Below are 23,993 nucleotides of genomic sequence, written 5' to 3' on the forward strand. Positions count from 1 at the left end.
AAACCAAAGTCTTACCGGGGCAAAGGCGCCCGTTTGGATGTGGAGGGAGGCCATGAGTCATGACGCGAATTTGATGGACGTTTCAAGCAATGGACCAAACGGGGAGCTCAAGGAAGCTGCAGTGCACCGCCCAAAGCAGCCACCATTCCGGGCCAATGCTGCCGGGCAAGGGCCCAGGCGGAGACGGCCATTCCCACCATGGCGTAGCCGCTCACCGGGATCAGCACCAGCCACTCGCGACGGGATCCCGCGCGGCCGAGCAAGGGCAGGGAAAACGCGCCGTTCGGCCGCCAGATTCCCTTGATGGCCGATTTGCGGAGGAACTTGGGCGGCTTGATGACGATGGGCCATAAGAGGGGCACACCGCCCACAGTGATCATGTCCCCCACGATGTGGACCACCACGCCCGTCAGCATGGACAGAGGCAGCCAACCCCACTGGTCCGGGGCGAACCACGTCACCAATCCGGCCATGACAAGGGCGAAGATCCAGTTGGTGATCCAGCCGGACTTGGGAAACAGCTTCAGGGCCTTGGCCGCGAGGTTGATCATGAACATGCACAGGAGTCCGGCGCCCACGGACAACTTCCCCACCGGCGTGACCATCTGGAACTGGGCGGCCATTGCTGCCAGCACCACGAAGGCGGAGGCTCCCAGCAGCGAGTGCGTCCCCTGGCGGTGCCCGCCGCTGGCCTTCTCGATGCCGACGGCGATCACGTTGGACACCGGGGGCAGCGAGTTCGCAATGGTGCTGTGCCGGTGGTCCCAGTCGCACACGAGTGCTGTTCCCGCCGTCGCCATGGCCCCGATGAGGATGCCCGTGGAATCCAGCGGGTACCAGCCCAGTGCGTACGGCCCGGTCGAGGCAATAGCGATCCACGCCGCGGCTCCCGACGCGGCGTGGTGTCCTCCCATCATTGAAGTCAGCCGGCTTTCACGGGTACATCGGCGAAGATCGCCTCGATGACGTTGTTGGCCCACTCCAGGATTTCGGCGTCCTGCAGGTCGCGTCCGCCGATCCGGGCGGTCTTGGGTTTGGGGATCAACACGGCATCCAGCGCAGGCTTCACCTGGGAACCGGGGTACATGCGGTTCAGGCGCATGACCTTGGATTCGGGCAGTTGCGCCGGCGAGAAACGGATGAAGTTTCCCTGGAGCGCGACGTCGGACAGGCCGGCTTCGCGGGCCCCCACACGGAAGCGCGCCACGGCGATCAGGTTTTGCACGGGCAGCGGGAGCGCGCCGTACCGGTCCACGAGTTCGGCCAGAACTTCCTCGATGGCCTCGTTGGTGACGGCGGCCGCCAACTTGCGGTAGGCCTCCAGGCGAAGCCGCTCGCCGGGCACGTAGTCATGCGGCAAGTGCGCATTGACGGGAAGCTCGATCTTCATCTCCGCGGCCTTCTCCTCCGCGTCTCCGCGGTACTCGGCCACGGCTTCGCCCACCAGGCGGATGTAGAGGTCGAAGCCCACGCCCTGGATGTGGCCGGACTGCTCGCCGCCCAGGAGGTTGCCGGCACCGCGGATTTCGAGGTCCTTCATGGCCAACTGCATGCCGGCGCCCAGCTCGTTGTGGGCAGCCACGGCCTTGAGGCGTTCCAACGCCACCTCGCCCAACGGCTTTTCCGAGGGATACAGGAAGTAGGCGTAGGCGCGTTCGCGCCCACGGCCCACCCGGCCACGGAGCTGGTGCAGCTGGGACAGGCCATACTTGTCCGCGCCGTCCACAATCAGGGTATTGGCGTTGGAAATGTCCAGGCCGGTCTCAATGATGGTGGTACACACCAGCACGTCGAAGCGTTTCTCCCAGAAGTCCACAATGATCTTTTCCAGGCGGCTTTCGGACATTTGCCCGTGGGCCACTTCCACGCGGGCCTCAGGAACCAGTTCGCGGATCTGTGCCGCGACACGCTCAATGGAAGAGACGCGGTTGTGCACGAAGAACACCTGTCCTTCACGCATGAGCTCGCGGCGGATCGCAGCCGAGGTCTGCTTGTCCGTGTACGGGCCAACATACGTGAGCACCGGGTGGCGTTCCTCCGGCGGCGTGGCCAGGGTGGAGGTTTCCCGGATGCCTGTCAGGGACATCTCCAAGGTGCGCGGAATCGGCGTGGCACTCATGGCCAGGACGTCCACGTTGGTGCGCATCTTCTTCAGCGCTTCCTTGTGCTCCACGCCAAACCGCTGCTCTTCGTCGACGATCACCAGGCCGAGGTCCTTGAACTCGAAATCCTTGGACAGCAGCCGGTGGGTTCCGATCACGACGTCCACGGAACCGTTCTTGACGCCCTCGGCGGTTTCCTTGGCCTCCTTCGAGGTCTGGAAACGGGACAGGGGCCGCACCCGCAGCGGGAACCCGCTGAAGCGTTCGGTGAAAGTTTCATAGTGCTGTTGTGCCAGGAGCGTCGTCGGCACGAGGACAGCCACCTGCTTCCCGTCCTGGACGGCCTTGAACGCGGCCCGGACCGCGATTTCGGTCTTGCCGTAGCCAACGTCGCCGGACACCAGCCGGTCCATGGGAATCTCGCGTTCCATGTCCGCTTTGACCTCATTGATGGTGGTCAGCTGGTCCGGTGTTTCCACATACGGGAAGGCTTCTTCAAGCTCGCGCTGCCACGGGGTGTCCGGGGCGAAGGCGTGCCCCCGGCTGGCCATGCGCGCCGAGTAAAGGCGGATCAGCTCCCCGGCGATCTCCTTCACGGCCTTGCGCGCCTTGGACTTGGTGCTGGCCCAGTCGGCGCCGCCCATCTTGCTCAGGGCCGGAGCGTCGCCGCCTACATAGCGGGTCACCTGGTCCAGCTGGTCGGTGGGAACGAACAACCGGTCCCCCGGAGCGCCGCGCTTGGAGGGAGCATACTCCAGGACCAAATACTCCCGAAGGCCCGAATCGGAGGCCGACGTACCGGCAACCTTGCGCTGGATCAACTCAACGAACTTGCCGATTCCGTGCTGCTCATGGACCACGAAGTCGCCGGCATGCAGTTGCAGCGGGTCCACGGCATTGCGCCGCTTGGACGGCATGCGCCGCATGTCCTTCGTGGAACTTGCCGACGCCCGTCCCAGCAAATCGGCTTCCGTGAGGAGGCCCAGTTTGAGCCCGTCCAGCACAAAACCGCGTCCGACGGCGGCACAGGTCACCTCGATGATTCCGGGCTGCGGTTCCTTGTCCAGGGAGTCCACGCGGCTGCACGGAATCTCGGCGTCGTGGAACAGTTCGGCCAGGCGCTGGGCCGGGCCCGGGCCGTCCGTGACCACCACGATCCGCCACTGGTCGCGGACGCGGGAGCCGATGAACTCCAGCATTTCAGCCACGTCACCTTGGTATCCGCGCGGTTCGCGGGCGTGCAGGTTGAGGACGTCGATGTCCAGGACCAGGTCCTCGTCGGAGGCAAGGGATGTGATGGACCACCAGGAAACGCCGTGTTCCAGTGCTGCGGAGCGGGTGTCGGTGAGGGATCGGAAGCTTGCAGCATGCAGGTCCGTGGACGCCCGGGACAACAAGTCCAAAGGCGCGGCGCCGCCGTCGGACGCCGTCGACCAAGCCGCCTCCAGGAATTCCTCGTTCGTGGCCGCGAGGTCGTGTGCCCGCGTACGGACCTTCTCCGGCTCAATGACTACCGTCATGGAGCCTGCGGGAAGCTGGTCCACCAAAGGAACCATGGCGTCCACCAACACGGGCGCCAGGGATTCCATGCCCTCCACGGCAATGCCGCCGGCGATCTTCTCCAGCATGTCGGCCGCGGCCGGCATGTCCGGCTTCAGTTTGGCCGCGCGGGACATGACCGCAGGGGTGATGAGGATTTCGCGGCACGGCGGAGCGTGGAGCTCCGTGGGGTGGTGGATGCCCGGGGCGGACAACGACCTTTGGTCGGCCACGGCGAACCAGCGCATCTGGTCGATTTCGTCGCCGAAGAACTCCACGCGGATGGGGTGGTCTTCCGTGGGCGGGAAGACGTCCAGGATGCCGCCACGCACCGCAAATTCACCGCGATGGGTCACCATGTCCACCCGGGCGTAGGCCGCGTCGGACAGCGCCCTCACCACGTCGGTGAAGGAGCGCTCCTGCCCTACCTTCAAGGTGACGGGGACGAGGTCGCCCAAGCCGGCCACAATCGGCTGGACCACGGCGCGAACGGGTGCAACCACCGCGCGGAGCGGGGCCGACGTCGAACTTTCCGGGTGGGCGAGCCTGCGCAGGACCGACAGGCGGCGTCCCACCGTGTCAGAGCGGGGCGAGAGGCGTTCGTGCGGGAGGGTTTCCCAGCTGGGGAAAGTGGCAACGGAGTCGGCGGGCAGGTAGGAGGCGAGCGCGGCGGTGAGGTCCTCGGCCTCGCGCCCGGTGGCTGTCACGGCCAGTACCACCGGATCACCGGCGGCACCGGTGGCCAGGGCGTCGGCCATTTCGGCGAGCAGGACGGATCGCATGCCCGTGGGCGCGCTGATTTGATAGTCGGTGCTTCGGGACTCGAAAGGCCGCCCAGCCTCTGTTCGAACGCGCGCAAAAGTCTTGTCTTCCGCCAGTGCGCGGCGCAGGCCGTTGAGGCTCATGGCTGAAACTCCTAGGGTGGGTCCAAGGGCAGGCAACACAAATGCCCGGAAATTCGAATGAATGCCGGGTTGATTCCAGCCTACCCCTCCCTCCAGCCCCAGGAGTTCCTTTGCAGCCAGCGCCCGAACAGCAACCGCTTGAAAAACAGCCTTCCCGCAAGACCGTCCTGGTAACGGGCGCCACCGGCTACATCGGCGGCCGCCTGGTTCCGCGGTTGCTCGAGGCCGGCCACCGGGTAAAAGTCCTGGTCCGCTCCCCGCAGAAGATCGCTGACGTCCCGTGGCACGGCGACGTGGAAATCATCCAGGATTCGCTGGACAACCAGGACACCGCAGCGAAGGCCATGGAAGGCGTGGACGTGCTGTATTACCTGGTCCATTCCATGGCATCGGGCGGCGGCTACGAGGCCAAGGAAGAAGCGATGGCCCGCCTGGTGGCAGCTGCCGCGTCCGCCGCCAAGGTATCCAGGATCGTTTACCTCGGCGGGCTCCATCCTGACAATGCGCTGCTTTCAACCCATATGCGGTCCAGGGAAAAGGTGGGCCGGGTGTTCCTGGAGTCCGGGGTTGATTCCATCGTGTTCCAGGCGGGCGTGGTGATCGGTTCGGGCTCCGCGTCCTTCGAAATGATCCGTCATCTGGCTGACACGCTGCCCGTCATGCCGGCGCCCAGTTGGGTTAATAACCGGATCGAGGCGATCGCGGTGCGGGACGTGCTCCACTACCTCGTTGCCGCTGCCACCCTTCCGGACAAGCTCAACCGCACCTTCGACATCGGTTCCCGCGACGTCCTGAAGTACAAGGACATGATGAACCAGTACGCCGTGGAGCGTGGCCTCCCCCGGCGGCTGGTCATTGCCCTGCCGGTTCCCGCACCGAAGCTGGCCGGGCTATGGGTTGCCCTGGTGACACCGATTCCGCTGTCCATGTCCTTCCCGCTGGTGCAGTCACTGCAGCACGACGCTGTGTCGCGGGAGCACGACGTCGACCGTTACATTCCCCTGCCCGACGGCGGCCTGACGCCGTACCGCCGCGCTGTTGCCTTGGCGCTGGGCAAGGAACGCGACGGGCAGGTGGAGACCACGTGGGCCAACGCCGGCGTGGACTCCGATCCCCTCCCGAGCGACCCCGACTGGGCCGGGTACAAGGTGTACGTGGACGAACGGAAGTTCCACAGCCCCGCCCGGCCGGAGCATGTGTGGACCATCATCGAAGGCATCGGCGGCAAGAACGGCTGGTACTCGTTGCCCTTGGCCTGGCGTATCCGCGGCTGGATGGACAAACTGCAGGGCGGGGCCGGCCTGCTGCGCGGGCGACGACACCCTAAAACACTCAATAGTGGGGAGGTGGTGGATTGGTGGCGGGTGGAGGCCATTGACCGTGGCCACCTGCTGCGCCTGCGGGCGGAGATGCGGGCGCCCGGGCGCGCGTGGCTGGAGTTGGCGGTAGAGCCCGACGGCGACGGCAGCCTGTATCGCCAGCGCGCCATTTTCTTCCCGCGCGGCTTGGCAGGACGGTTGTATTGGCTGGGCGTTTACCCGTTCCACGGGGTGATCTTCCCGTCCATGGCGCGGAACATTTCGGCGGCCGCCACGGCCCTGCAGGAAGCATCCCGCGAGCAGGGTGCAGCCGGGGCCGGTTCGGGCGCGGCCAGCGACACCCCGTAGGATGTTGGGAGCTAAAAGAGCTTCAACACCACCACATCCACGGAGGACCCATGGCCCTGAGCGCATCCACCACCCTGCCGCATAGCGTTGACCGCGTCGCCGCTGTATTCGTCGACGAGGACTTCCTGCGTCACACGAGCGAACTGGTGGGCGGCTCCTTGGAATCGTTCACGATCGACGGTGACACCGCCGGCGCGTTCAGCACCACCACCGTCCGCACGCTGCCCACGACGCGACTGCCGGACATCGCCCGCAAGTTCGTCGGCGAGAGCCTCACGGTCACCCAGACCGAGCAGTGGGAGGCCCCGGCAGCTGACGGATCCCGCGCCAGCACCATCGCCTTGAAGGTGGCCGGTGCGCCCCTGGATGTCACCGCTGTCCAGCGCCTGGTGGCTGAAGGCGGCAGCACCCGGATCGAGCTGGAGGGCAACGTGAAGTCCTCTGTTCCGTTCCTCGGCGGCAAGATCGCCGACGCCGCGGAACCGATGGTCGGCAAGGCCCTGAACATCCAGTCCCAGCAGGCCCAGGCCTGGCTCGAAAGCCACTAGCGTGGAACTTCCCGCAATCCTGGCGGTTGTCCTGATCGTCGCGGGCGTTTGGTCACTGGTTGTGTGGCCGCAGTTCCTCAAACGCGTGATGAAGGATCCGCGTGCGCGGGACGCGTCGGGCAAGGCGACCCGGTTCCTGACCGTGCACGTGGTCCTGGTGACCATCTCCATGGTGCTGGGCCTCGCGACGGCGGCGATCGGCGTCGCGGGTTTGCTCCCCTAATTTCTCCCAACTGGGTCGCAGTTAAGCGCGTTTTGACGTCTCTAAACGCGCACTACTGCGACCCAGTTGGGTAGGATGGACGTTGGTGTGCCGGGAAGTCTGGTCGGCGGAGTCATTGTGATACCCCGAATACCCCGAACCGGACAAGGAGCCCCTGTGGCTGACCGCTCGCCCACGATCTTCACCCGCGCCACCTACCCCGAGTACCGCCGGATCCTCGCCATCCTTCGCACGGAAACCGTGGGCGGAGCACTCCTCCTCATCGCCACAGTCATCGCACTGCTCTGGGCCAACTCCCCCGCAGCCGATGCCTACTTCGCCCTCCGGGACTTCACCATCGGCTACGAGCCCTGGCACCTGGAGCTCAGCCTCGGACATTGGGCGTCCGATGGCTTGCTGGCCGTTTTCTTCTTCCTCGCCGGCCTTGAACTCAAAAGGGAATTCGTGGCTGGAGAGCTGCGTTCTCCCGCCAAAGCAGTTGTTCCCGTCGCCGCAGCCTTTGGCGGGGTGGTCATACCGGCACTGATCTACGTGCTGGTGAACCTGGGCTCTGCCGGGGAAACCCTCAAGGGCTGGGCCATTCCCACCGCCACGGACATCGCTTTCGCCCTGGCCGTGCTGGCTGTGATCAACACCCACCTTCCGGCAGCCCTGCGGACCTTCCTGTTGACGCTCGCCGTGGTGGACGACCTGATCGCCATCGGCATCATCGCCTTCTTCTACTCAACCGGGCTGCAGCCGCTCATGCTGTTGGCCGCACTCGTCCCTTTGGCGCTGTTCACCTTCCTCGTCCAGAAGCGGGTCCGCAGCTGGTACCTGCTGCTCCCGCTGGCCTTCGCCACGTGGGGCTTCGTGCACGCCTCCGGTATTCACGCCACGGTTGCCGGGGTGATCCTCGGCTTCGCCGTGCCGGTGGCCGCGAGTGGAAAGAAAGGGGAACCGGCGGAGGGACTGGCCGAAAGCTTCGAACACCGCCTCCGTCCCTTCTCGGCAGGCTTCGCCGTCCCCGTGTTCGCGTTCTTCTCCGCGGGCGTTGCGTTGGGAGGCTTTGACGGGATGGCCGCTGCGCTGCAGGATCCTGTGGCGGTGGGAGTCATCGCGGCGCTGGTCATCGGCAAGGCAGTCGGCGTCTTCGGTACCACGTTCCTGGTCACCAAGACGACGCGGGCCAGCCTGGATCCCAGCATTTCATGGATCGACCTCTTCGGCCTGGCGCTCCTCGCCGGCATCGGCTTCACGGTGTCGCTGCTGATCGGCGAGCTGAGTTTTGGGTCCGGGTCCGCCCACAACGACCACGCCAAGGTAGCCATCCTGGCAGGTTCGCTGATCTCGGCACTGCTTGCCGCGATAGTGCTCAAGGCCCGCAACCGGCGCTACCGGCTGGTGGCGGCGGAAGAAGCACGGGATGACGACGGCGACGGCGTACCGGACGTCTTCGCCCGCGGCTAGGCCGTTGTGGCCTGGGCTGGCCTATGCTGTGGCCTGGTTGAGGGCGTCCTCGGCCGCCACCCAGGAAATCATGGCGCACTTGACGCGGGCCGCGTAGCGGGACACGCCTTCAAAGGCTGCGGCATCCCCAAGGATCTCCGGGTCCGCCTGGACCTTGCCCCGGGACCGGAGGACCTCGCGGAAGTTGTCGATGACCTCGTGCAGCTCCTCCACGGACAGCCCTTCCGCCAGTTCGCTCAACACCGAGGCCGAGGCCATGGAGATGGAGCAGCCGGCACCGTCCCAGCTCACTTGCTTTACCGTGCCATCGGCTACGGCAAGGCGCAGGGTGACCTCGTCACCGCACACCGGGTTGAGCTGGTGTGATTGCCCGGTTGCTGCGCCTTCGGGTGCGGCGGTCCGCGCCAGGCCGCTGCCGTGGCGCTGCTTGGAGTGGTCCAGGATGATCTGCTGGTACAACTGGTCGAGACTCATGGTGCTTGCCTGTTCGTCGAAGGGTGAAGGACCGGCGTCAGGCCTGGAAGTAGGCCCGCACGCCGGATACGGCATCGAGGAAAGCGTCGACGTCGTCGGTGGTGTTGTAGAGGTAGGTGCTGGCCCGCGTGGTGGCGGTAAGGCCGAGCCTGCGGTGCAGCGGCTGCGCGCAGTGGTGCCCCACGCGGACGGCGATGCCGCGGTCATCAAGGAACTGTCCGACGTCGTGCGCGTGCACGCCGGCGACGTCGAACGCGGCCAGGCCGATGCGTTCGGAACCGGAGGCCGGGCCCACCACCCTGACCCCGTCGATGGATTCCAGGCCCCTGACCAGCCGCTCGCCCAACTGGGCCTCCCACGCGTGGATGCGGTCGATTCCCGTTTCGGACAGGTAGTTCACGGCCGCAGCAAGGGCAACTGCCTGGGAAATCCGTTGGGTGCCGGCCTCGAAGCGCTGCGGTGCCGGCAAGTATTCTGCCCGGTCCATGGTGACCGTGGTGATCATGGAACCACCCGTCAGGAACGGCGGGAGCACATCCAGGAGCTCCTGCTTGCCGTAGAGCACCCCCACGCCGGTGGGTGCGAGCATCTTGTGGCCTGAGAACACCGCAAAGTCAACGTCCAGGTCCTTGACGTTGACAGGCATGTGCGGCACGGACTGGCAGGCGTCGAGGACCACCAGCGAGCCGGCACGGCGGGCAAGGGCAACCAGTTCACGCACGGGGTTGATGGTGCCCAGGACGTTGGAGGCGTGCGTGAAGGCCAGCACGCGGGTCCGCTCCCCCACGATTTCCGCCGCGGCATCCAGCCGCAGCATTCCTTCGTCAGTGACGGGGATGTACTTGAGGGTGGCACCGGCGCGGAATGCCAGCTCCTGCCACGGGATCAGGTTGGCGTGGTGCTCCATTTCCGTCACCACGATCTCATCCCCCGGACCAATGGAGAGGTCCTTCAGCGCCGAACTACCGCGCCCTTGAGCGGCCCACAGCGCGGCGTTGGACAGCGCATAGCTGATGAGGTTCAGGCCTTCGGTGGCGTTGGAGGTCCAGACCGTCTCTTCGTAACGGGCACCGATGAAGTCCGCCACCGTCTGCCGTGCGTCCTCGAACGCCTCCGTGGCTTCGACGGCCAGATGGTGGGCGCCGCGGTGCACTGCCGCGTTGCGCTGTTCGTAGAATTCCTGCTCGGCTTCGATCACGCTCAACGGGTTTTGCGATGTTGCGCCGGAATCCAGGTAGATCAGTGGCTTGCCGTTGACCTGCTGGTTCAGGACAGGGAAGTCGTTCCGGATCCTCAACACCTCGGCGTTGTCCATGGCTTGCACGGACTGCTGCAGCGATGCGGGAGTTGATACGACGGTCAAGGGTGACTCCTCGGAAAGCCTTCAGGGACACTCAATTATCCCACGGGTGGCCTCAACCGTTGATGTGCTTTCGGGCACGTCAGCGTCCCGCCGGTCCCGGAAGCCAGCCGAGCGGGGGAACATCGCCGCTGTCGATCACCGCACGCAGCCGCTCCGCCATCAGCGAAGCCCGGCGGCTCGCTGCGCCGCGTGAGCGCGCTTCATACTTGTCCGCCGCTGCGGCGTAGCAGAGCACAGCATGGGCGAACTGCCTGTTCCCGGACAGGCTGCGGGCCGCGGCCTCCAGGGCCCTGGGCTCCCCGTCGCACCAGGCCTGCACAAACGTCCGCAAGGAAACCCCGCCCGCGCCCTCCAGGTTTTCGGCAAGCCCGCCAAGGCGGTTCAACAGCGGCAGATCGTCGACGACGGCGGCACCGGCCTTCAGCGCAAGGAGGGAGAGGGCCTCGGCCGCGATCATGGAGTTCGTCGCCTGGAATTCCTCGGCGAGGGCAAGCAGGGCACCTGGACCAGCCACGTAGTCCTGAGCGGCGGCGATGAACAGTGCACAGTAATCGCGCAACACCCCGGAGTCCATGGCGGCTGCCCGCGGACCTGCTTCGGCCAAGGCCGCCTGGCTTTGGGCGATGCTGGACTGTGCTTCCCGCCCGGCGCCGTCCTGTGCTTCACAGAACGCCAGCATGGCCGCGCCGAGAGCCACTACCAACGGCAGGCCGGCGTCGGCCATGTCAGCAACCACCGGTTCCAGCGTCCGGCGGGCAGCGCGGGGAAGTCCCTGGCTCAACTGTGCATAGCCCCGGGCAACCTCAAGGCAGCCGGCCAGATGGGCGGGCATGGCATAGCTCGCCCGTGCGTGCAGCACCGTTTCCAAGGGCGCCCACGCGAGGTTGTGGCGCAGGCACATGGCGTGCCGGAGCAGGAGACCCGGCCGGAAGATTTCCGCATCCGGGTCTGCACCGATGGCCAGGACGGCCGCCGTCGACCTCGCCAGGGCTTCCGGGGCGTTTCCTGCCGTGAGCAACTGTCCGGCTTCCCGGACGACGTCGACGATGGTCGCTGCCGGTTCGGAGACATCAGCAGCTGCCGGCACCGGGGCCGCGCCCATGAGGCTCAAGGCCGCCAGCCGGTTGGCCGCCGCGGACCTCACACCCGGCTGCCGATCCGCGGTGGCCAGTGCCCGCAGTTCGGGTGTGGCCGCCTGCAGTTGGCCTTCGGCAATGAGCGCCCGGGCCCTCAAGAGCTTGGCTTCAGGCACATTCCCGGGTTCTTTGACGGCTGCGGCGGCACGGAGGGCCAGCTCTGCGGTGGACGGACTATCCGCGGCAGGCGCAGCAGACAGGATCAGTTCATCGGACAAGCTCAGCCCGGAGTCCAGTGTCCAGGTCATCCAGCGCAGCATCGTTGGAGCGGACTCCTTGGTCAGCTTGGGACCCTCGACGCCGATCCGGAGGGCCGTGCTGCGCGAACGCGGAACGGACAGCCGGGTGCCCTCGCCCCAAAGCCAGGAACTGGTCCGGACCATGGGCGGGCTGCCGGGGATCAGCCGGATCCGGTTTGCCGCAAGCAGGTTGTCCATGGTCCGCTGCCCGAAGCTGCGTTCCACGGTCTCCAGTGCCACCGGCTCCCCCAGCGCGATGACCTCCAACGCCTGGCGTTCCTCGGGCGGGCAGAGTGCATTTTCCGCCGCAACGTGTTCCACCACGCCCGGCCACCGGCAGCGGGCACGCGGGTCCAGGGTCCAGAATCCGCGCCGATGCACCAGCAACTCCGCTCGCCGGGCGTCCTCGACGGCGAGGCACAACAGACCCACGTTGAAACCGCTGATGACCGCAAAGACGCTGCTGACCCGGCGCTGGATCCGTCCGCCCAGGAGGTCCTCGCACAGCGCCTGGGCTTCCTGGAAGGTGAAGGGCGGCAGGAGATACTGCTCAAGGAAGCCGTCTTCCCATAGCTGGTAGAGGTCCTGCGGCAAGGGCCTCCTGCTGTCCGCGGTAGCCACCAAGGTGGCACCGAAGCCGGGCATCAACTGCAACAATACGGCCAACGAGTCCGGGTCGACGTGATGGATGTCATCCACCAACAACACCAGCGGAGGACGCCGCTGCGCCGTCATGCTTTTCCGGCCGCGGCGGCGCGGCGCGGGCGTATATAAATAGTCGGCAGGACCGAGGGCTGCGGTGAGCGCCCGGAAAACATGCAGCCCCGGAAGACCGGAGTACTCCCCCGCAGCTTCAGCGCGCGATGTCAGGGCTCCAAAAGGTATCGCTTCGAGTTCAGGCGTGCCTGCGTATGTTCGGACATCCATCGATTCGGGCAATCCGGCCTGGATGGAGAGCAGCAGGTGGCTCTTGCCCGAGCCTTTGTCCCCCACCACCACTATGCCGTTGGTTGACGGTGACGCTATGGCTCCGACGATGAGCTCCAGGAGCTGCCGGCGGTCCGGAAGTGCCGATGGCCCCGACCCTGCTGCGACGGTGTCTTCGTCCAGCCAAGGGTCCGGCAACATGCGCACTCCAATAAGCAGCAAAAGTCCCTTGTTCGGGGAGAAGGTTGAATTTCCGCGAGCGCGGATCCCTGGCCTAGAAGCCGGCGACGGCTGGGGGGAGAGTCTCGGTCTCAGAAGACTCTGTCGCCGCCGGCTTCGTCCAGGGCCGGACCGTCTTGCGACGGCCGGAGCACCGGTTCAAAGAGACCACCGATGCGACTGTTGCGACTGGAATTCCGGCGATGCTTGGGGCTAACCGTCCTTCCAAGAAACAGTTAACCGTCTGGCCGAAACCGGATCACCAGTAGTTGGTACTCGATTCCCTGCGCTGTTTGCGGGCCCGGGTACTCCTTTGTACTCAGTCCTTTCGGGGCGCACTACTTGGTCACGGCGCACCGCAAGCAGGTATTACTCCATTCATTGGTTAAAATCCGCTGAGTGGCGCGGGCCAGTGGTTTCACGAGTGGTTGGACGGTACTCGGAACGCGCCTTCAGCTGCGGACCGCAGCACCCAGATCTTCACGACGCCGGATTCCCAGTTTTGCGTAGCTGCGGTAGAGGTGACCCTCCACCGTGCGCACCGAGACCATGAGTTTCTCTGCGATCTGCCGGTCCGTGAGTCCGGAAACAGCGAGGGCAACAATGTCCTGTTCCCTGCGGGTCAGCGGGACGGACCGGTCGGTTTCCGTGTGCGGGTCATGGACCAGGGCACTGCCGAGGTTGGCTTCACTGGCATCACGCAGCACCGCCGCCTGCCGCGCTTCGGGGCGCTTGCCCTCGGCGTCGAAGGCGTTGGCCGCCTTATCGAATGCCACAGCGGCCGGCCCGGGCATGCCTGCCGCGGCAAGGAGGTTGCCGGCGTTGACGAAGCCGTCCCCTGCCCCGCCGAGCTGGGCCACCGCCAAGGACTCCCAGCCGTTGGCCCACGATCCACCCATGGGTGAAGCGGTGTCCCGGATGGCCTCCATGGCGGGAAGGTCGCCGAGCTCGGCACGGAGGACGACGTTCTGCAGGAGGACTCCGGGCAACCGGTGCAGGGCGGACGACTCCGGCAGCTCGCGCAGCTTTTCCAGCCCCGCGCCCCTGTCCAGGTGTTCTTTGGCGGCCAGTACGAACAGTTCAGCCAGGGCTTCGATGTAGGCTCCGCCGGCTGCGGCCGTGTCCACTTCTCCGGCCAGGCGCCTGGCCAGATCCTTGTCGCCCGTCCGCGCCGCCGCATAGAAGGCCAGCGCAACGCCCAGGCGCCGCAACCGCTGGGGGTCCCTGACCTTGAGTGCTTCCACAGCGGGCGTCAGCACCGCAGCGGCCTGCTCCAGCCGGCCTTGACGCAGCAGGGACAAGCCTTGGAGCGTCTGGATGTCTCCACCAAAGATGATCAGTCCCATGGCAGAACTCGCCGCGTAACGGTCCAGCGCAGATTCCGCGGCCGGCCATTCCCCGGCTTCCAGGGCTGCCAGCGCGTACCGGACCACGATGAAATCACTGAAGTAGAGGAGATCATCCTTGTGTTCGTCCAGGAGCACCAGGGCGTCCCGCCCCTTGTCCAAGGCCTGGACCGCCTGGCCCTCCACCATGAGGAGCTCGCACGTCATGGCAAGCAGGAAGAGTTGGTTCATGACGAAGTCGGGCTCATCGGCTGCCATGCCCGCCTCGAACTTTTCCAACCCTTCGCGCAGTTCCGCATAGTGGCCCGAGTGGGCCAAAGCGGCAAGTTCCAAGGCGTCTGCGTGGCGGCGGATCTCGGCCACCTTCGCCGGATCCGCGCTGTGCCGCGCAGCCAGGCCCTCGGCAGCGGCCCGGGCGTCAGCGGCAATATCTGCCGACGAGTCGCCCAGCGCCGATCGGGCGGCCGCCCACAGGAGGCCTGCTCCCAAAGGACCGGACGGATCTGCGTCCAGGAAACCCGAATCTTCCTCGAGCAGCCGGACGGCAGCGCGGTAGTCGCCGTCGTTATAGCTGACCATTGCCATGACCACGCGGGCCCGGGGACGCAGCACCTCTGAACGCACTTTCGCGGCCGCCGCCATGGCCAGCTGGTTTTGCAGCAGCTTCGCTGCCAGGAAGGCGGCCTGCAGGAGCTGTTCGTCCTCGACGTCGGCACCGCAGTCCAGCGCCCAGCTCACCATCCGCAGCAAGCCCTCAGCGGTGGCCGGCTCCGCGGCCAGGTGGTGGACCATCCGCTGGCGTATCTGGAGGCTGCGCGCCGGGGACACGATCTGGCGCAGGGCTTCCCCGTACATCGGGTGCCACATCTTCAGGGGACTTCCGATGCCGTTCGTGGACAGGATCAGCCGGTTGTCCATTAACGAGCGGACGGTCTCCCTGCCGACCAGTGAATCCAGCACGGCCGCCGGGACCGGCTCGGACAACGCCACCACGAACATCGCTTCGCGTTCTGCCTCGCTGGTCCGGAGGACTTTGTTCCGGACAACCTCTGCCAACCCTTCGCCGCTACCGGTCAGGGCGCGGGTCAGGAACCAGACTCCGTTGCGCCTGACGAGGTTCCCGTCAGCTTTGGCATCCTCCACCAGGGAACGGAGTAGGAGCGGATTGCCCTCGGAGACCGTGTGCAGGACGTCGGCGGTGCTGGCCATGACGGTTCCGCCCAGCATCTTCTCTGCCAGTTCCGTGACGGTTTCCTGCTCCAAGGGGTGCAGCTCCAGGCGTTCGGCCAAGCCGTCGTACCAGAGCTGGAGCAGGGCGGGCGGGAGCCCGGGCCTCGGGCGGCTCGTAGCCACCAACCTGGCCCAACCCGCCGTCACCAACTCAGCGAGGATCTGCGTGCTCCCCTCATCCAGATCGTGGGCGTCGTCAACCACCAGCAACAGGCGGTTGCCTTCGCTGCCCCGCCTTTTTTCGAACTGGGACCAGAACTCCCGCAGGATGGCCACGGGAGAGGTGGCTTGGTCCACGGGCAGGTCCAGCAAGTACGGCGCCAGCACGCCGAACGGAACAGCCGACAATGCAGGACTGCCGTGGACGTGCATCACCACCATTTCGCCGGACAGGCGGGACGCAAGCTCTGCCGCCATGGCCGTCTTGCCGATGCCCGGGTCAGCGATGAGCAGTACTGCCCCCGCGCCTTCCTGTGTCAAAATTTCCGTGGCCAGGTCCAACTCTGCTTCCCGGCCCACCAGGTACTCAGCCTGCATCGGCGAATCTCAACGAGTAGTCCGTCATCGGGTATGCCTGCTCAGAGGAGACCATTGAGCTCACCCCGCGACGACACCCCGAGCTTGGTAAACACCTGGTAGAGGTGGCCTTCCACTGTGCGCACAGACACCCCAATATCCATCGCGATTTCACGGTTGCTGACACCCTTTCCAGCGAGTTTGGCGATTTGCCGTTCGCGCTCGGTCAACACCGGCGCGTCACTGCGAGGTTGGATCGGCAGGGCCGACACGGATTGTTCGAGTCGTTCCAGGCGGAGCTGGGCTGTCCGGGCCGTGGTGGTCTCGCCGGCGTCGCGGGCGAAGTCCAGGGCCATGGCGACGCACCGGGCCTCCACCACCAGCAGGTCCAGCGCTGCCGCGGCATCGGCGGCGGCCAAAAGGGCTTTGGAGCTGCGGCCCAGGGAGCCCCTGGCCAGTTGTCCGGAAATTTCGGCCAAGGGACCCTGGCGGTTCCCGGCGATGTCCTCCAGCAGGCGGTATTCGGCGTCCGTACCTTCGACCGTCGCGCCGAAAAGGCAGATCCCCGCCGTCGTAAACCGCTGGTTGTCGAAGTCCTCGCGGACCTTTGCCAGGAGCCGCTGCTTGACGTCGGGGTCACCCATCCAGCGGCCGGCCATGTCCGCGCAGAAACCGGCCACGGATTCCGAGAAGAACGTGCCCGTCCCCCGGCAGGTCCGGTACAGGTCCAGGTAGCGTCCGGCTTCCAAGGAATTGCCCAGTTGTGCGTAGGCGAAGGCCGTGGCGGCGTAGGCGACTTTGACCAGGTTCATGGCCGGGCGAAGCTCGAGTTGGGCAGCCGCGGAGCGCAGCGGTTCAATGGCGCTGGAGGGCTTGCCTGCATAGGCATACGCCAGGCCGATGCCCAGCTCAGTGATGGCTCCACGGAACTGGAGGCGGGAGGGCTTGGACGGGGCGCGGCGCATGAGCTCGATGCACTTACGCCACTGGCCGGACAACAACAGGGCCAGGAACGCATGCCGGGCCAAGGCCTCCTCCAAGGGCGCGGGGCTCCCCGCCTCACGCAGAGCCTGGGACATGCTCCGGGCCAGTTGCTGGGCTTCCAGCTCCCGGCCCAGGATGCAGCGGGCTTCGATCAGGAAGAAGCCGGACCGCAGCCAGTGCTCCCGGTCAAAGTCCGGGTCCTGCTGCAGCTCCGCCTCCAGGTCCTCGATGATCCGTGCGTACTCTCCCATGTAGGTCTGGTACTCGTAGTTGCACAAGCGCATGCGGTTTCTGGCAAGGCGGAAGGCCCGCGCTCCGTGCCCGGCCCTGGCCTCCATGTCATCCAGGGCAGCGTTGGCCTCCGCAATGACGCCGGGAACCATACCGGAGCGGCCGTCGATCCACGTCATCGCCTGGCACTTGGCCGCCATGATTTCCGCGAATTCAACGGGTTCCAATGCCGCCAACTGGTCCTCGGTGACCTCATCGAGGGCTTGGGCGGCATGCAGCGGCAGATCGAGCATCAGGTACGCGGCTGCTTTCACCCGCTGCCCCGGCACCCATTCGGGGTCCTTCGGGTCAAGGGAGAGGGTGCACTGGATGGCGAAGTTGGGATCGTAATCGTCCAGGGCTGCCCGACCGGCGGCAAGCGCGTGGGCAGGCGACGGCGACGGCTCATCCTCGCAGGCATGCATCCACGCCGCGTAGCTCAACAGGTCCTGCGGTGCCAGGCCCTCGAGTTCGGGTTCCTTTGGCCCCAGCAGCATCAACCACAGTTCCCTCCGGCGCCTGGTGCTGAGCCAACCGCGGACCACTTCGCCGAGGTACGGATCACGGAGCGACACCCAGTGCTCACCGGCCCGGTCGATTGTCAGGAAACCGGATTCCTCCATCTCCACCAGGGTCTCGGTGCTGAAAATCGCTGCGAGGTCCACCAGGGTTGCGCGCTGCGCACACGCCAGGATTTCAATGACGGTCCGGTTGGTTTGTGGTTCGCGCGCCAGCCTGGAACGGACAAAGTCCTCCACCACCGTGGCACCTTCGAGCTTGATCCGGTCGCGCAACGTCCACACCGAGTCATTGAGGACCAGGTTGCCGGAGTGCCGCTGTTCATCCAGCAGGGCGTGCAGCAGCATCGGGTTGCCGCCCACGGCCGAGTGCAGGGAGCCGACCAGTGTGGACGACACGTAATGTCCCAGCACGGAGCCGAGCACTTGCTTGGTCTGTTCCTCCGTCAAAGTGTTCAGATGGACCTCGCCCAACTGGCCTTCCAGGACCAGGCGATGGAAATCTGCAGGGAGGTCGCTGGCGCGTTGCACGGTGGCAATGACCTTGGCCGTTCCAGTGGCCATGAGGTTGAGCAGCACGCCGGTGCTCATGGGGTCCATGCCTCCGGCGTTATCCACGATGAACACCGTTTGGCGTCCCGCCGCTTCCGCCCGGATCAGGGACGTCACCGAGTGCAGGATCCCGGTGGGAGTACTCACTGCTTCCGAAGGGAGGCGGGCGAGGAGAAAGCCGAGGCACCCGTACGGGGTTTGTCCGCCGGCCAAAGTGTTGCGCAGCTGCAGGCTGTGGACCTTCGGACCGAGGGAAGCAACCACAGCGCGGGCCAGTCCGGATTTTCCGATGCCCCGGTCTCCGGTGAGTATCACGCCGTAGGAGTCCGGAGCTTCAAGGTGCTTGCCGGCCCTCGCCAAGTCATGGCTCCGGGCCAGGAGGGACCACGTTTGACGGTCGGATGGTCCGCCAACAAGATCGGGAGCCGCAGCCCTGGCCGCGCCTCCCCGGTTCCTGTTAAGCAACTCCGCCGACACCCGCACCCCTCGCTCAGTTCCCCCGTGCACCTGCGTACCATGCACACTACCGCCGGGGCGCGACACTTTATAGGGCCAAGGGTCCCATCGACCGTAAGGCTTTGATCAGGCTTTCCTCAAGATTTGCTCAAGATCGTGCGGCGTGGTGTTTTTGTTGGGCAGACAACAAGCCCTCAGTGATAAGGAGCTCCACGGCATCAGCCGCCTCATCGAGCAGGAACGGCAAGTCCTTCTTCTCCGGGGTGGCGAAGTCACGGAGCACGAAGTCGGCTGTATCCATGCGTCCCGGAGGACGTCCCACGCCCACGCGGACCCGCAGGTAATCCTTGGTGGCGAGGGCCTTGGAAATGTCGCGAAGACCGTTATGGCCGCCTTCCCCGCCACCGATCTTCAGTTTCACCGTGTTGAACGGGATGTCGATCTCATCGTGGACGGCGATCACGTGGTCCGGAGCCACATCGAAAAACTTGGCCAACGCGGAGACAGGCCCGCCGGAAACATTCATGTATGTCATCGGCTTGGCAAGGACCACGCGCGGGCCGCCGATGCCCATACGGCCCTCCACCACTTGGGCGCGGGATTTGTGGACCTTGAACTTGCCGCCGATGCGCGATGCGAGTTCATCCAGCACCATCTGGCCCACGTTGTGGCGGTTGCCGCTGTATTCGCTGCCGGGGTTGCCGAGGCCAACAATGAGCCAGGTGTCAGTCATGGATTCAATCCTAGGGAATGGAAGAAGGTGCAGGTCAGGCGACAAAGGAAAGTGGCCGGACCCCCATGGGACCCGGCCACTCTCAAGGCAATAACAGCCTCAGGCAGTCAGAAGACTACTCAGCGGCTTCTTCGGCTGCGGGAGCCTCTTCGCCTTCAGCAGCTTCTTCGCCGGCTGCGGAAGCGGTGGCCTCGGAGATGTTGACCACCAGGGTGTCGGCTTCGGTCAGCAGGCTGACGCCCTTGGGGAGCACGACGTCGGAAGCGTGGACGTGCGCGCCGGCTTCGCGGCCTTCGATGTCAACCTCGAGGGCGGTCGGCAGGTGGGTTGCCTCGGCCTCAACGGAGATGGTGACGGCTTCCTGGTTGGCAACGGCGCCCGGAGCAACTTCACCGGTTACGTGTACGGGAACGTCCACGGTGACCTTCTCGCCCTGGCGGACGGTCAGGAGGTCCATGTGCTCGATGGTCTGCTTGATCGCGTTGCGCTGGATGTCCTTGACGATCGTCAGGTGGGCTTCACCGTTGATGTCCAGGTTCAGCAGGGCGTTGGCAACGCGGACTGCCAGGGTGGTCTCGCGGCCCGGGAGGGTTACGTGGACCGGCTCGGCACCGTGGCCGTAGATGACTGCGGGGATGCGGCCTGCGACGCGGGCACGGCGGGCGTAGCCCTTGCCGAATTCGGTGCGCAGTTCTGCTGCGAGCTTCTGCTCAGACATGTGTACTCCTTGATTACTGGTGTGCCGCTGAGGCGGCGTGGTGATCAGCAAGGGCGGAGGTCTGGAGTGACCTTCCACGCCCGCGGGCCCGGGCTTGAGCGCCGGCCCGCCTTCGTCGAAGGAGGTTACAGACCCAGTCGATGACGGAGACACTTTCCCGGTTGCGAAACCAGGGGTGCTCTCCCTCGCCAAGGTATCCCCGAAAGTTTACCAGCGGTGCCGGGCAAAAATGAAAACGGGCCATCGGCCGCCGCTGGGGCGGCCGATGGCCCGTCTACGTACAGCAGTCCGGCGTTACGCCTTGCCGTCAAAGAGGCTGGTGACCGAACCGTCGTCGAACACTTCACGGATGGCGCGGGCAATCAGCGGTGCGATGGACAGCACCGTCAGCTGCGGGAAGCGCTTCTCGGCAGGAATCGGCAGGGTGTTGGTGACCACCACTTCACGTGCACCCGACTCGGCCAGGCGCTGGGCTGCGGGATCGGAGAACACGGCGTGCGTGCAGGCGATGATGACGTCCTTGGCCCCGGCGTTCTTCAGGACCTGGACGGCACCGGAAATGGTTCCACCGGTATCGATCATGTCGTCGATCAGGACGCAAGTGCGGCCTTCGACCTGGCCCACGACGGTCTTGGACACGGCCTGGTTGGGCACGGTCAGGTCGCGGCTCTTGTGCACGAAAGCCAAGGGGGCGCCGCCAAGGCGCTCGGCCCACTGTTCGGCAACGCGGACGCGGCCGGTGTCAGGCGAAACGACAGTGATGTTGTCAGCTTCCACCTTGGTGCGGATGTAGTCGGCCAGGAGCGGAATGGCCATCAAGTGGTCAACGGGGCCGTCGAAGAAGCCCTGGATCTGCGAGGTATGCAGGTCCACCGACATGATGCGGTCAGCGCCGGCGGTCTTGTAGAGATCAGCAACCAGGCGGGCGGAGATGGGCTCGCGGCCACGGCCCTTCTTGTCCTGGCGGGAGTAGGGGTAGAACGGCGAAACCACCGTGATGCGCTTGGCAGAGGCGCGCTTGAGGGAGTCGATCATGATCAACTGCTCCATCAGCCAGTTGTTCAGCGGTGCCGGGTGCGCCTGGATAACGAACGCATCCGTACCACGAACGCTCTCGGCCGACCGCACATAGATTTCCCCGTTGGCGAAGTCGTACGCGTCCACCGGAAGGAGTTCGGTTTCCAGTTCCTTTGCGATTTCCTGCGCCAGCTCCGGATGCGCCCGTCCGGAGGCGAGAACCAGTTTCTTCTCGCCGTGTGCGGTAATTTCGCTCATTCCTATTTGCCTTCTTCTGTGGTTGCCGGGGATGGTGAAGATGTGGGGGCGGCAGCCAGCCGCGGTTCCAGTGCCGCTTCGGCAAGGCGGGCGGAGACGGAGCCTTCGCGGTTGGCCAGGACCCAGCCTTCGGCGTTCCGCTGGGCGGCGACGTTCAGGGCAAGGGCGCCTGCGGGCACATCCTTGCGGATCACGGCGCCGGCACCGCTGTAAGCGCCGTCACCTACGGTCACCGGGGCCACGAAGACCGTATTCGAACCGGTGCGGACGCCCGAGCCGATCACCGTACGGTGCTTCTTCTCGCCGTCGTAATTGGCTGTGATGTTGCCGCAACCAATGTTGGTGTCCTCGCCGATTTCGGCGTCACCGGCGTACCCGAGGTGGGACAGCTTGGAGCCGCGGCCAATGGTGACGTTCTTGGTCTCGTAGAAGGCGCCGATCTTGCCCGTTTCGCCAAGGACCGTGCCCGGGCGAAGGTACGTGAACGGTCCAACGCTTGCCTTGGCACCGATGGTGGAACCGGATCCGTGCGTGCGGACAACCTTGGCGCCCTCACCCACGTTCACGTCGGTGAGCGTCGTGTCAGGACCGACGACGGCGTCCCTCGCCACGGTGGTGGAACCGTGCAGTTGCGTATTGGGCAGCAGCCTGACGTCCTCGTCCAGGGTCACGGTGGAATCGATCCAGGTGGTGGCAGGATCCACTACCGTCACACCGGCGCGCATCCAGGATTCGATGATGCGGCGGTTGTGCTCGGCGCCCAGCGCGGACAACTGGATGCGGTCGTTGGCGCCTTCAACCTGCCAGCGGTCAGTGGTGACGACGGCGGCAACCCGGCCACCGGCGTCGCGCGCCAGGCCAAGGACGTCGGTCAGGTACATCTCGCCCTGGGCGTTGTCCGTGGTGACGCTTTCCAGGGAGGTGCGAAGGACGGCGGCGTCGAAGGCGTAAATGCCGGAGTTGATCTCGCGGATGCTGCGTTCTTCTTCGGAGGCATCCTTGTGCTCGCGGATGCCCAGCACGGTTCCGTCTTCGGCACGAAGGATCCGGCCGTAGCCGGTGGCGTCGTCCAGGACCGCGGTCAGGACGGTTACTGCGTTGCCCTGGGATTCGTGGGTGGAGACCAGTTCGCCCAGCAATTCACCCGTCAGCAGGGGAACATCGCCGTAAGTTACAACCACGGTGCCGGTGACGTCGCCCTGGGCATCGAGGGCCTTCAGCGCCACTTCCACGGCGCGTCCCGTGCCGGGAACGTCGTCCTGGTCCACGATCAGGGCCTCGGGGTCCTGCGTGGAAATGTGCCCGGCCACGCGGTCACGCTCGTGGCGGACCACAAGGGCAAGCCTCTGCGGGTTAAGCGAACGGGCGGCGAGGATGGCGTGGCCAACCATGGAACGGCCGCCGATTTCGTGGAGAATCTTGGGAGTCCGCGACTTCATTCGCGTTCCGGCACCTGCGGCCAGGACGATGACCGCTGCGGGACCGGTGGTTTCGGGGCTCACGTACTGGCTCTCCTTGCTCGGTTTGTCCCGGATGACCCGGCTTCGGAATACTGCCATCCAAGCCTTGGACCCAGACACCGCTCGAGCCGTTCCAGGTACAGAGTGGAGCGCATTCCGACCGTTCCGCCCATAGGATTCGAACCTATACTCCACGGCTCCAAAGGCCGGGGTGCTGCCGTTACACCAGAGCGGACCGTGCATGCCCGGCGAGCCCAAGTCCTGAGGCTTGGAAGCCTTCCCGGCTAACCGGGATGCACACACAAGAAACTAGTTTGCCATGACCTTTGCGTGCTTCGCGACTTGACCGGCGTGGACCGGCCCGGAAATGCCCGTTCGGCACGGTATCAGCGGTCCTGTCCGGCTCCAATACCGCCGGTGGTGCATGATGGACAAGTGAGCAAGCGCACTGAATTTTCCCGGTCAATCCCGTCCCGCGGGCCCTCGGAACACGCCTCCGGCGGCACCACGGTCCGTGCCAGGATGACCGGCCAACAACGTCGCGAGCAGCTCATCGGGATTGGCCGGTCATTATTCGCTACCCGCGGGCTGGACGGCACCACCATCGAGGAAATCGCAGCGACTGCCGGGGTTTCCAAACCGGTCATCTACGAGCACTTCGGTTCCAAGGAGGGTCTCTACCGGCAGGTGGTCGATGCGGAATTCCGGATCCTGCTGGACTCCATCACCGAGGCCCTCAGCACCGAGGCCAAGCCCCGCGTCCTCGTGGAGCGGGCGGCCTTGGCACTGCTGGGCTACATCGAGGAACGCACCGACGGTTTCCGCATCCTCATGCGCGACGCACCGCCGTCGCAACCCGAAGGTGCCTTCTCCACCCTGCTCTCGCATGTCACCGCCAGGGTGGAACACCTGCTGTCCGACGAGTTCGCCCGCCGCGGTTTCAGCGCCGCGGACGGTGCCATGTATGCGCAAATGCTCGTGGGCATGGTGGCGATGACGGGCCAATGGTGGCTTGACAGCCGGCAGCCGGACAAGAGGGCCGTAGCGGCACACCTGGTGAACCTGGCGTGGAACGGCCTGACCGGCCTCCAAAAGGAGCCCGCCCTCCGCTCCGCCCCCTGATCCTCTATCACTTCCCAGCCGC

The 23,993-nt window shown here is 65.6% G+C and carries 16 protein-coding genes, 1 tRNA gene and 2 pseudogenes; 7 read left to right on the forward strand and 12 right to left on the reverse strand.

The window, feature by feature from the left end; genetic code table 11:
• Nucleotides 1-107 precede the first annotated feature (107 nt).
• Both HMI59_RS14905 and mfd read right to left on the reverse strand, forming a co-directional pair.
• On the reverse strand, nt 108-917 hold the full coding sequence (locus tag HMI59_RS14905; protein WP_193591735.1) for a metal-dependent hydrolase: 810 nt from the start codon (nt 915-917) through the stop codon (nt 108-110).
• A gap of 5 nt (nt 918-922) precedes the next feature.
• Nucleotides 923-4,546 (reverse strand): transcription-repair coupling factor, encoded by a 3,624-nt coding sequence (gene mfd / locus HMI59_RS14910; RefSeq protein ID WP_193591736.1) that lies wholly within the window; start codon nt 4,544-4,546, stop codon nt 923-925.
• Between the two features lie 41 nt (nt 4,547-4,587).
• On the opposite strand from mfd, the pseudogene HMI59_RS26090 reads away from it, so the two are divergent.
• The 6 genes and pseudogenes from HMI59_RS26090 to nhaA form a co-directional block, all read left to right on the forward strand.
• A pseudogene (locus HMI59_RS26090) lies at nt 4,588-5,040 on the forward strand (NAD(P)H-binding protein); the annotation flags it as partial.
• Nucleotides 5,041-5,227: 187 nt separating this feature from the next.
• A complete protein-coding gene (locus HMI59_RS26095; protein WP_370583586.1) occupies nt 5,228-5,341 on the forward strand; it encodes a hypothetical protein in 114 nt (37 codons plus the stop codon).
• Between the two features lie 350 nt (nt 5,342-5,691).
• Nucleotides 5,692-6,213: pseudogene (locus HMI59_RS26100) on the forward strand (DUF2867 domain-containing protein); the annotation flags it as partial.
• A gap of 50 nt (nt 6,214-6,263) precedes the next feature.
• Nucleotides 6,264-6,761 carry a DUF2505 domain-containing protein gene (locus HMI59_RS14920; protein WP_021471449.1) on the forward strand — a complete coding sequence of 166 codons (498 nt, stop codon included), beginning with the start codon at nt 6,264-6,266 and terminating at the stop codon, nt 6,759-6,761.
• A 1-nt stretch (nt 6,762) separates the two neighbouring features.
• Nucleotides 6,763-6,984, forward strand: a complete 222-nt coding sequence (locus HMI59_RS14925) for an SCO4848 family membrane protein (RefSeq protein ID WP_166185225.1) — start codon at nt 6,763-6,765, stop codon at nt 6,982-6,984.
• Between the two features lie 156 nt (nt 6,985-7,140).
• Nucleotides 7,141-8,433: a Na+/H+ antiporter NhaA gene (nhaA, locus tag HMI59_RS14930; RefSeq protein WP_227471402.1), complete on the forward strand. Its 1,293-nt coding sequence runs from the start codon at nt 7,141-7,143 to the stop codon at nt 8,431-8,433.
• Nucleotides 8,434-8,454: 21 nt separating this feature from the next.
• Here the strand turns inward: nhaA and sufU are convergent, their stop codons facing one another.
• The 10 genes from sufU to HMI59_RS14980 form a co-directional block, all read right to left on the reverse strand.
• Nucleotides 8,455-8,907 (reverse strand): Fe-S cluster assembly sulfur transfer protein SufU, encoded by a 453-nt coding sequence (gene sufU / locus HMI59_RS14935; protein ID WP_193591738.1) that lies wholly within the window; start codon nt 8,905-8,907, stop codon nt 8,455-8,457.
• A 37-nt stretch (nt 8,908-8,944) separates the two neighbouring features.
• Nucleotides 8,945-10,270, reverse strand: a complete 1,326-nt coding sequence (locus HMI59_RS14940; RefSeq protein ID WP_193591739.1) for a cysteine desulfurase — start codon at nt 10,268-10,270, stop codon at nt 8,945-8,947.
• A gap of 79 nt (nt 10,271-10,349) precedes the next feature.
• A complete protein-coding gene (locus tag HMI59_RS14945; RefSeq protein WP_193591740.1) occupies nt 10,350-12,773 on the reverse strand; it encodes an ATP-binding protein in 2,424 nt (807 codons plus the stop codon).
• Nucleotides 12,774-13,243: 470 nt separating this feature from the next.
• Complete coding sequence (locus HMI59_RS14950) at nt 13,244-15,904, reverse strand: AAA family ATPase (RefSeq protein ID WP_193591741.1); 2,661 nt, start codon at nt 15,902-15,904, stop codon at nt 13,244-13,246.
• Between the two features lie 41 nt (nt 15,905-15,945).
• Nucleotides 15,946-18,684, reverse strand: a complete 2,739-nt coding sequence (locus HMI59_RS14955) for a LuxR C-terminal-related transcriptional regulator (protein ID WP_227471403.1) — start codon at nt 18,682-18,684, stop codon at nt 15,946-15,948.
• Between the two features lie 127 nt (nt 18,685-18,811).
• Complete coding sequence (pth, locus tag HMI59_RS14960; RefSeq protein WP_021471457.1) at nt 18,812-19,396, reverse strand: aminoacyl-tRNA hydrolase; 585 nt, start codon at nt 19,394-19,396, stop codon at nt 18,812-18,814.
• Between the two features lie 115 nt (nt 19,397-19,511).
• On the reverse strand, nt 19,512-20,114 hold the full coding sequence (locus HMI59_RS14965) for a 50S ribosomal protein L25/general stress protein Ctc (protein WP_021471458.1): 603 nt from the start codon (nt 20,112-20,114) through the stop codon (nt 19,512-19,514).
• 294 nt (nt 20,115-20,408) lie between these two features.
• Nucleotides 20,409-21,389: a ribose-phosphate diphosphokinase gene (locus HMI59_RS14970; protein ID WP_021471459.1), complete on the reverse strand. Its 981-nt coding sequence runs from the start codon at nt 21,387-21,389 to the stop codon at nt 20,409-20,411.
• A 2-nt stretch (nt 21,390-21,391) separates the two neighbouring features.
• The gene (gene glmU / locus HMI59_RS14975; RefSeq protein WP_193593778.1) at nt 21,392-22,891 is read right to left on the reverse strand and encodes a bifunctional UDP-N-acetylglucosamine diphosphorylase/glucosamine-1-phosphate N-acetyltransferase GlmU; all 1,500 of its coding nucleotides are present in this window, start codon (nt 22,889-22,891) and stop codon (nt 21,392-21,394) included.
• Nucleotides 22,892-23,012: 121 nt separating this feature from the next.
• A tRNA-Gln gene (locus HMI59_RS14980) sits at nt 23,013-23,084 on the reverse strand.
• Between the two features lie 287 nt (nt 23,085-23,371).
• Here HMI59_RS14980 and HMI59_RS14985 point away from each other — a divergent pair.
• Nucleotides 23,372-23,971 (forward strand): TetR/AcrR family transcriptional regulator, encoded by a 600-nt coding sequence (locus HMI59_RS14985; protein ID WP_031216219.1) that lies wholly within the window; start codon nt 23,372-23,374, stop codon nt 23,969-23,971.
• Nucleotides 23,972-23,993 lie beyond the last annotated feature (22 nt).

The organism is Paenarthrobacter sp. YJN-5, assembly GCF_015040095.1.
GTDB lineage: Bacteria > Actinomycetota > Actinomycetes > Actinomycetales > Micrococcaceae > Arthrobacter > Arthrobacter ureafaciens.

Coding starts and splice junctions, on each gene's coding strand:
- HMI59_RS14905 (WP_193591735.1), bottom strand. CDS start 917: ATGATGGGAGGACACCACGCCGCGTCGGGAGCCGCGGCGTGGATCGCT.
- mfd (WP_193591736.1), bottom strand. CDS start 4,546: ATGAGCCTCAACGGCCTGCGCCGCGCACTGGCGGAAGACAAGACTTTT.
- HMI59_RS14920 (WP_021471449.1), top strand. CDS start 6,264: ATGGCCCTGAGCGCATCCACCACCCTGCCGCATAGCGTTGACCGCGTC.
- sufU (WP_193591738.1), bottom strand. CDS start 8,907: ATGAGTCTCGACCAGTTGTACCAGCAGATCATCCTGGACCACTCCAAG.
- HMI59_RS14945 (WP_193591740.1), bottom strand. CDS start 12,773: ATGTTGCCGGACCCTTGGCTGGACGAAGACACCGTCGCAGCAGGGTCG.
- HMI59_RS14950 (WP_193591741.1), bottom strand. CDS start 15,904: ATGCAGGCTGAGTACCTGGTGGGCCGGGAAGCAGAGTTGGACCTGGCC.
- pth (WP_021471457.1), bottom strand. CDS start 19,396: ATGACTGACACCTGGCTCATTGTTGGCCTCGGCAACCCCGGCAGCGAA.
- HMI59_RS14965 (WP_021471458.1), bottom strand. CDS start 20,114: ATGTCTGAGCAGAAGCTCGCAGCAGAACTGCGCACCGAATTCGGCAAG.
- HMI59_RS14970 (WP_021471459.1), bottom strand. CDS start 21,389: ATGAGCGAAATTACCGCACACGGCGAGAAGAAACTGGTTCTCGCCTCC.
- HMI59_RS14985 (WP_031216219.1), top strand. CDS start 23,372: ATGACCGGCCAACAACGTCGCGAGCAGCTCATCGGGATTGGCCGGTCA.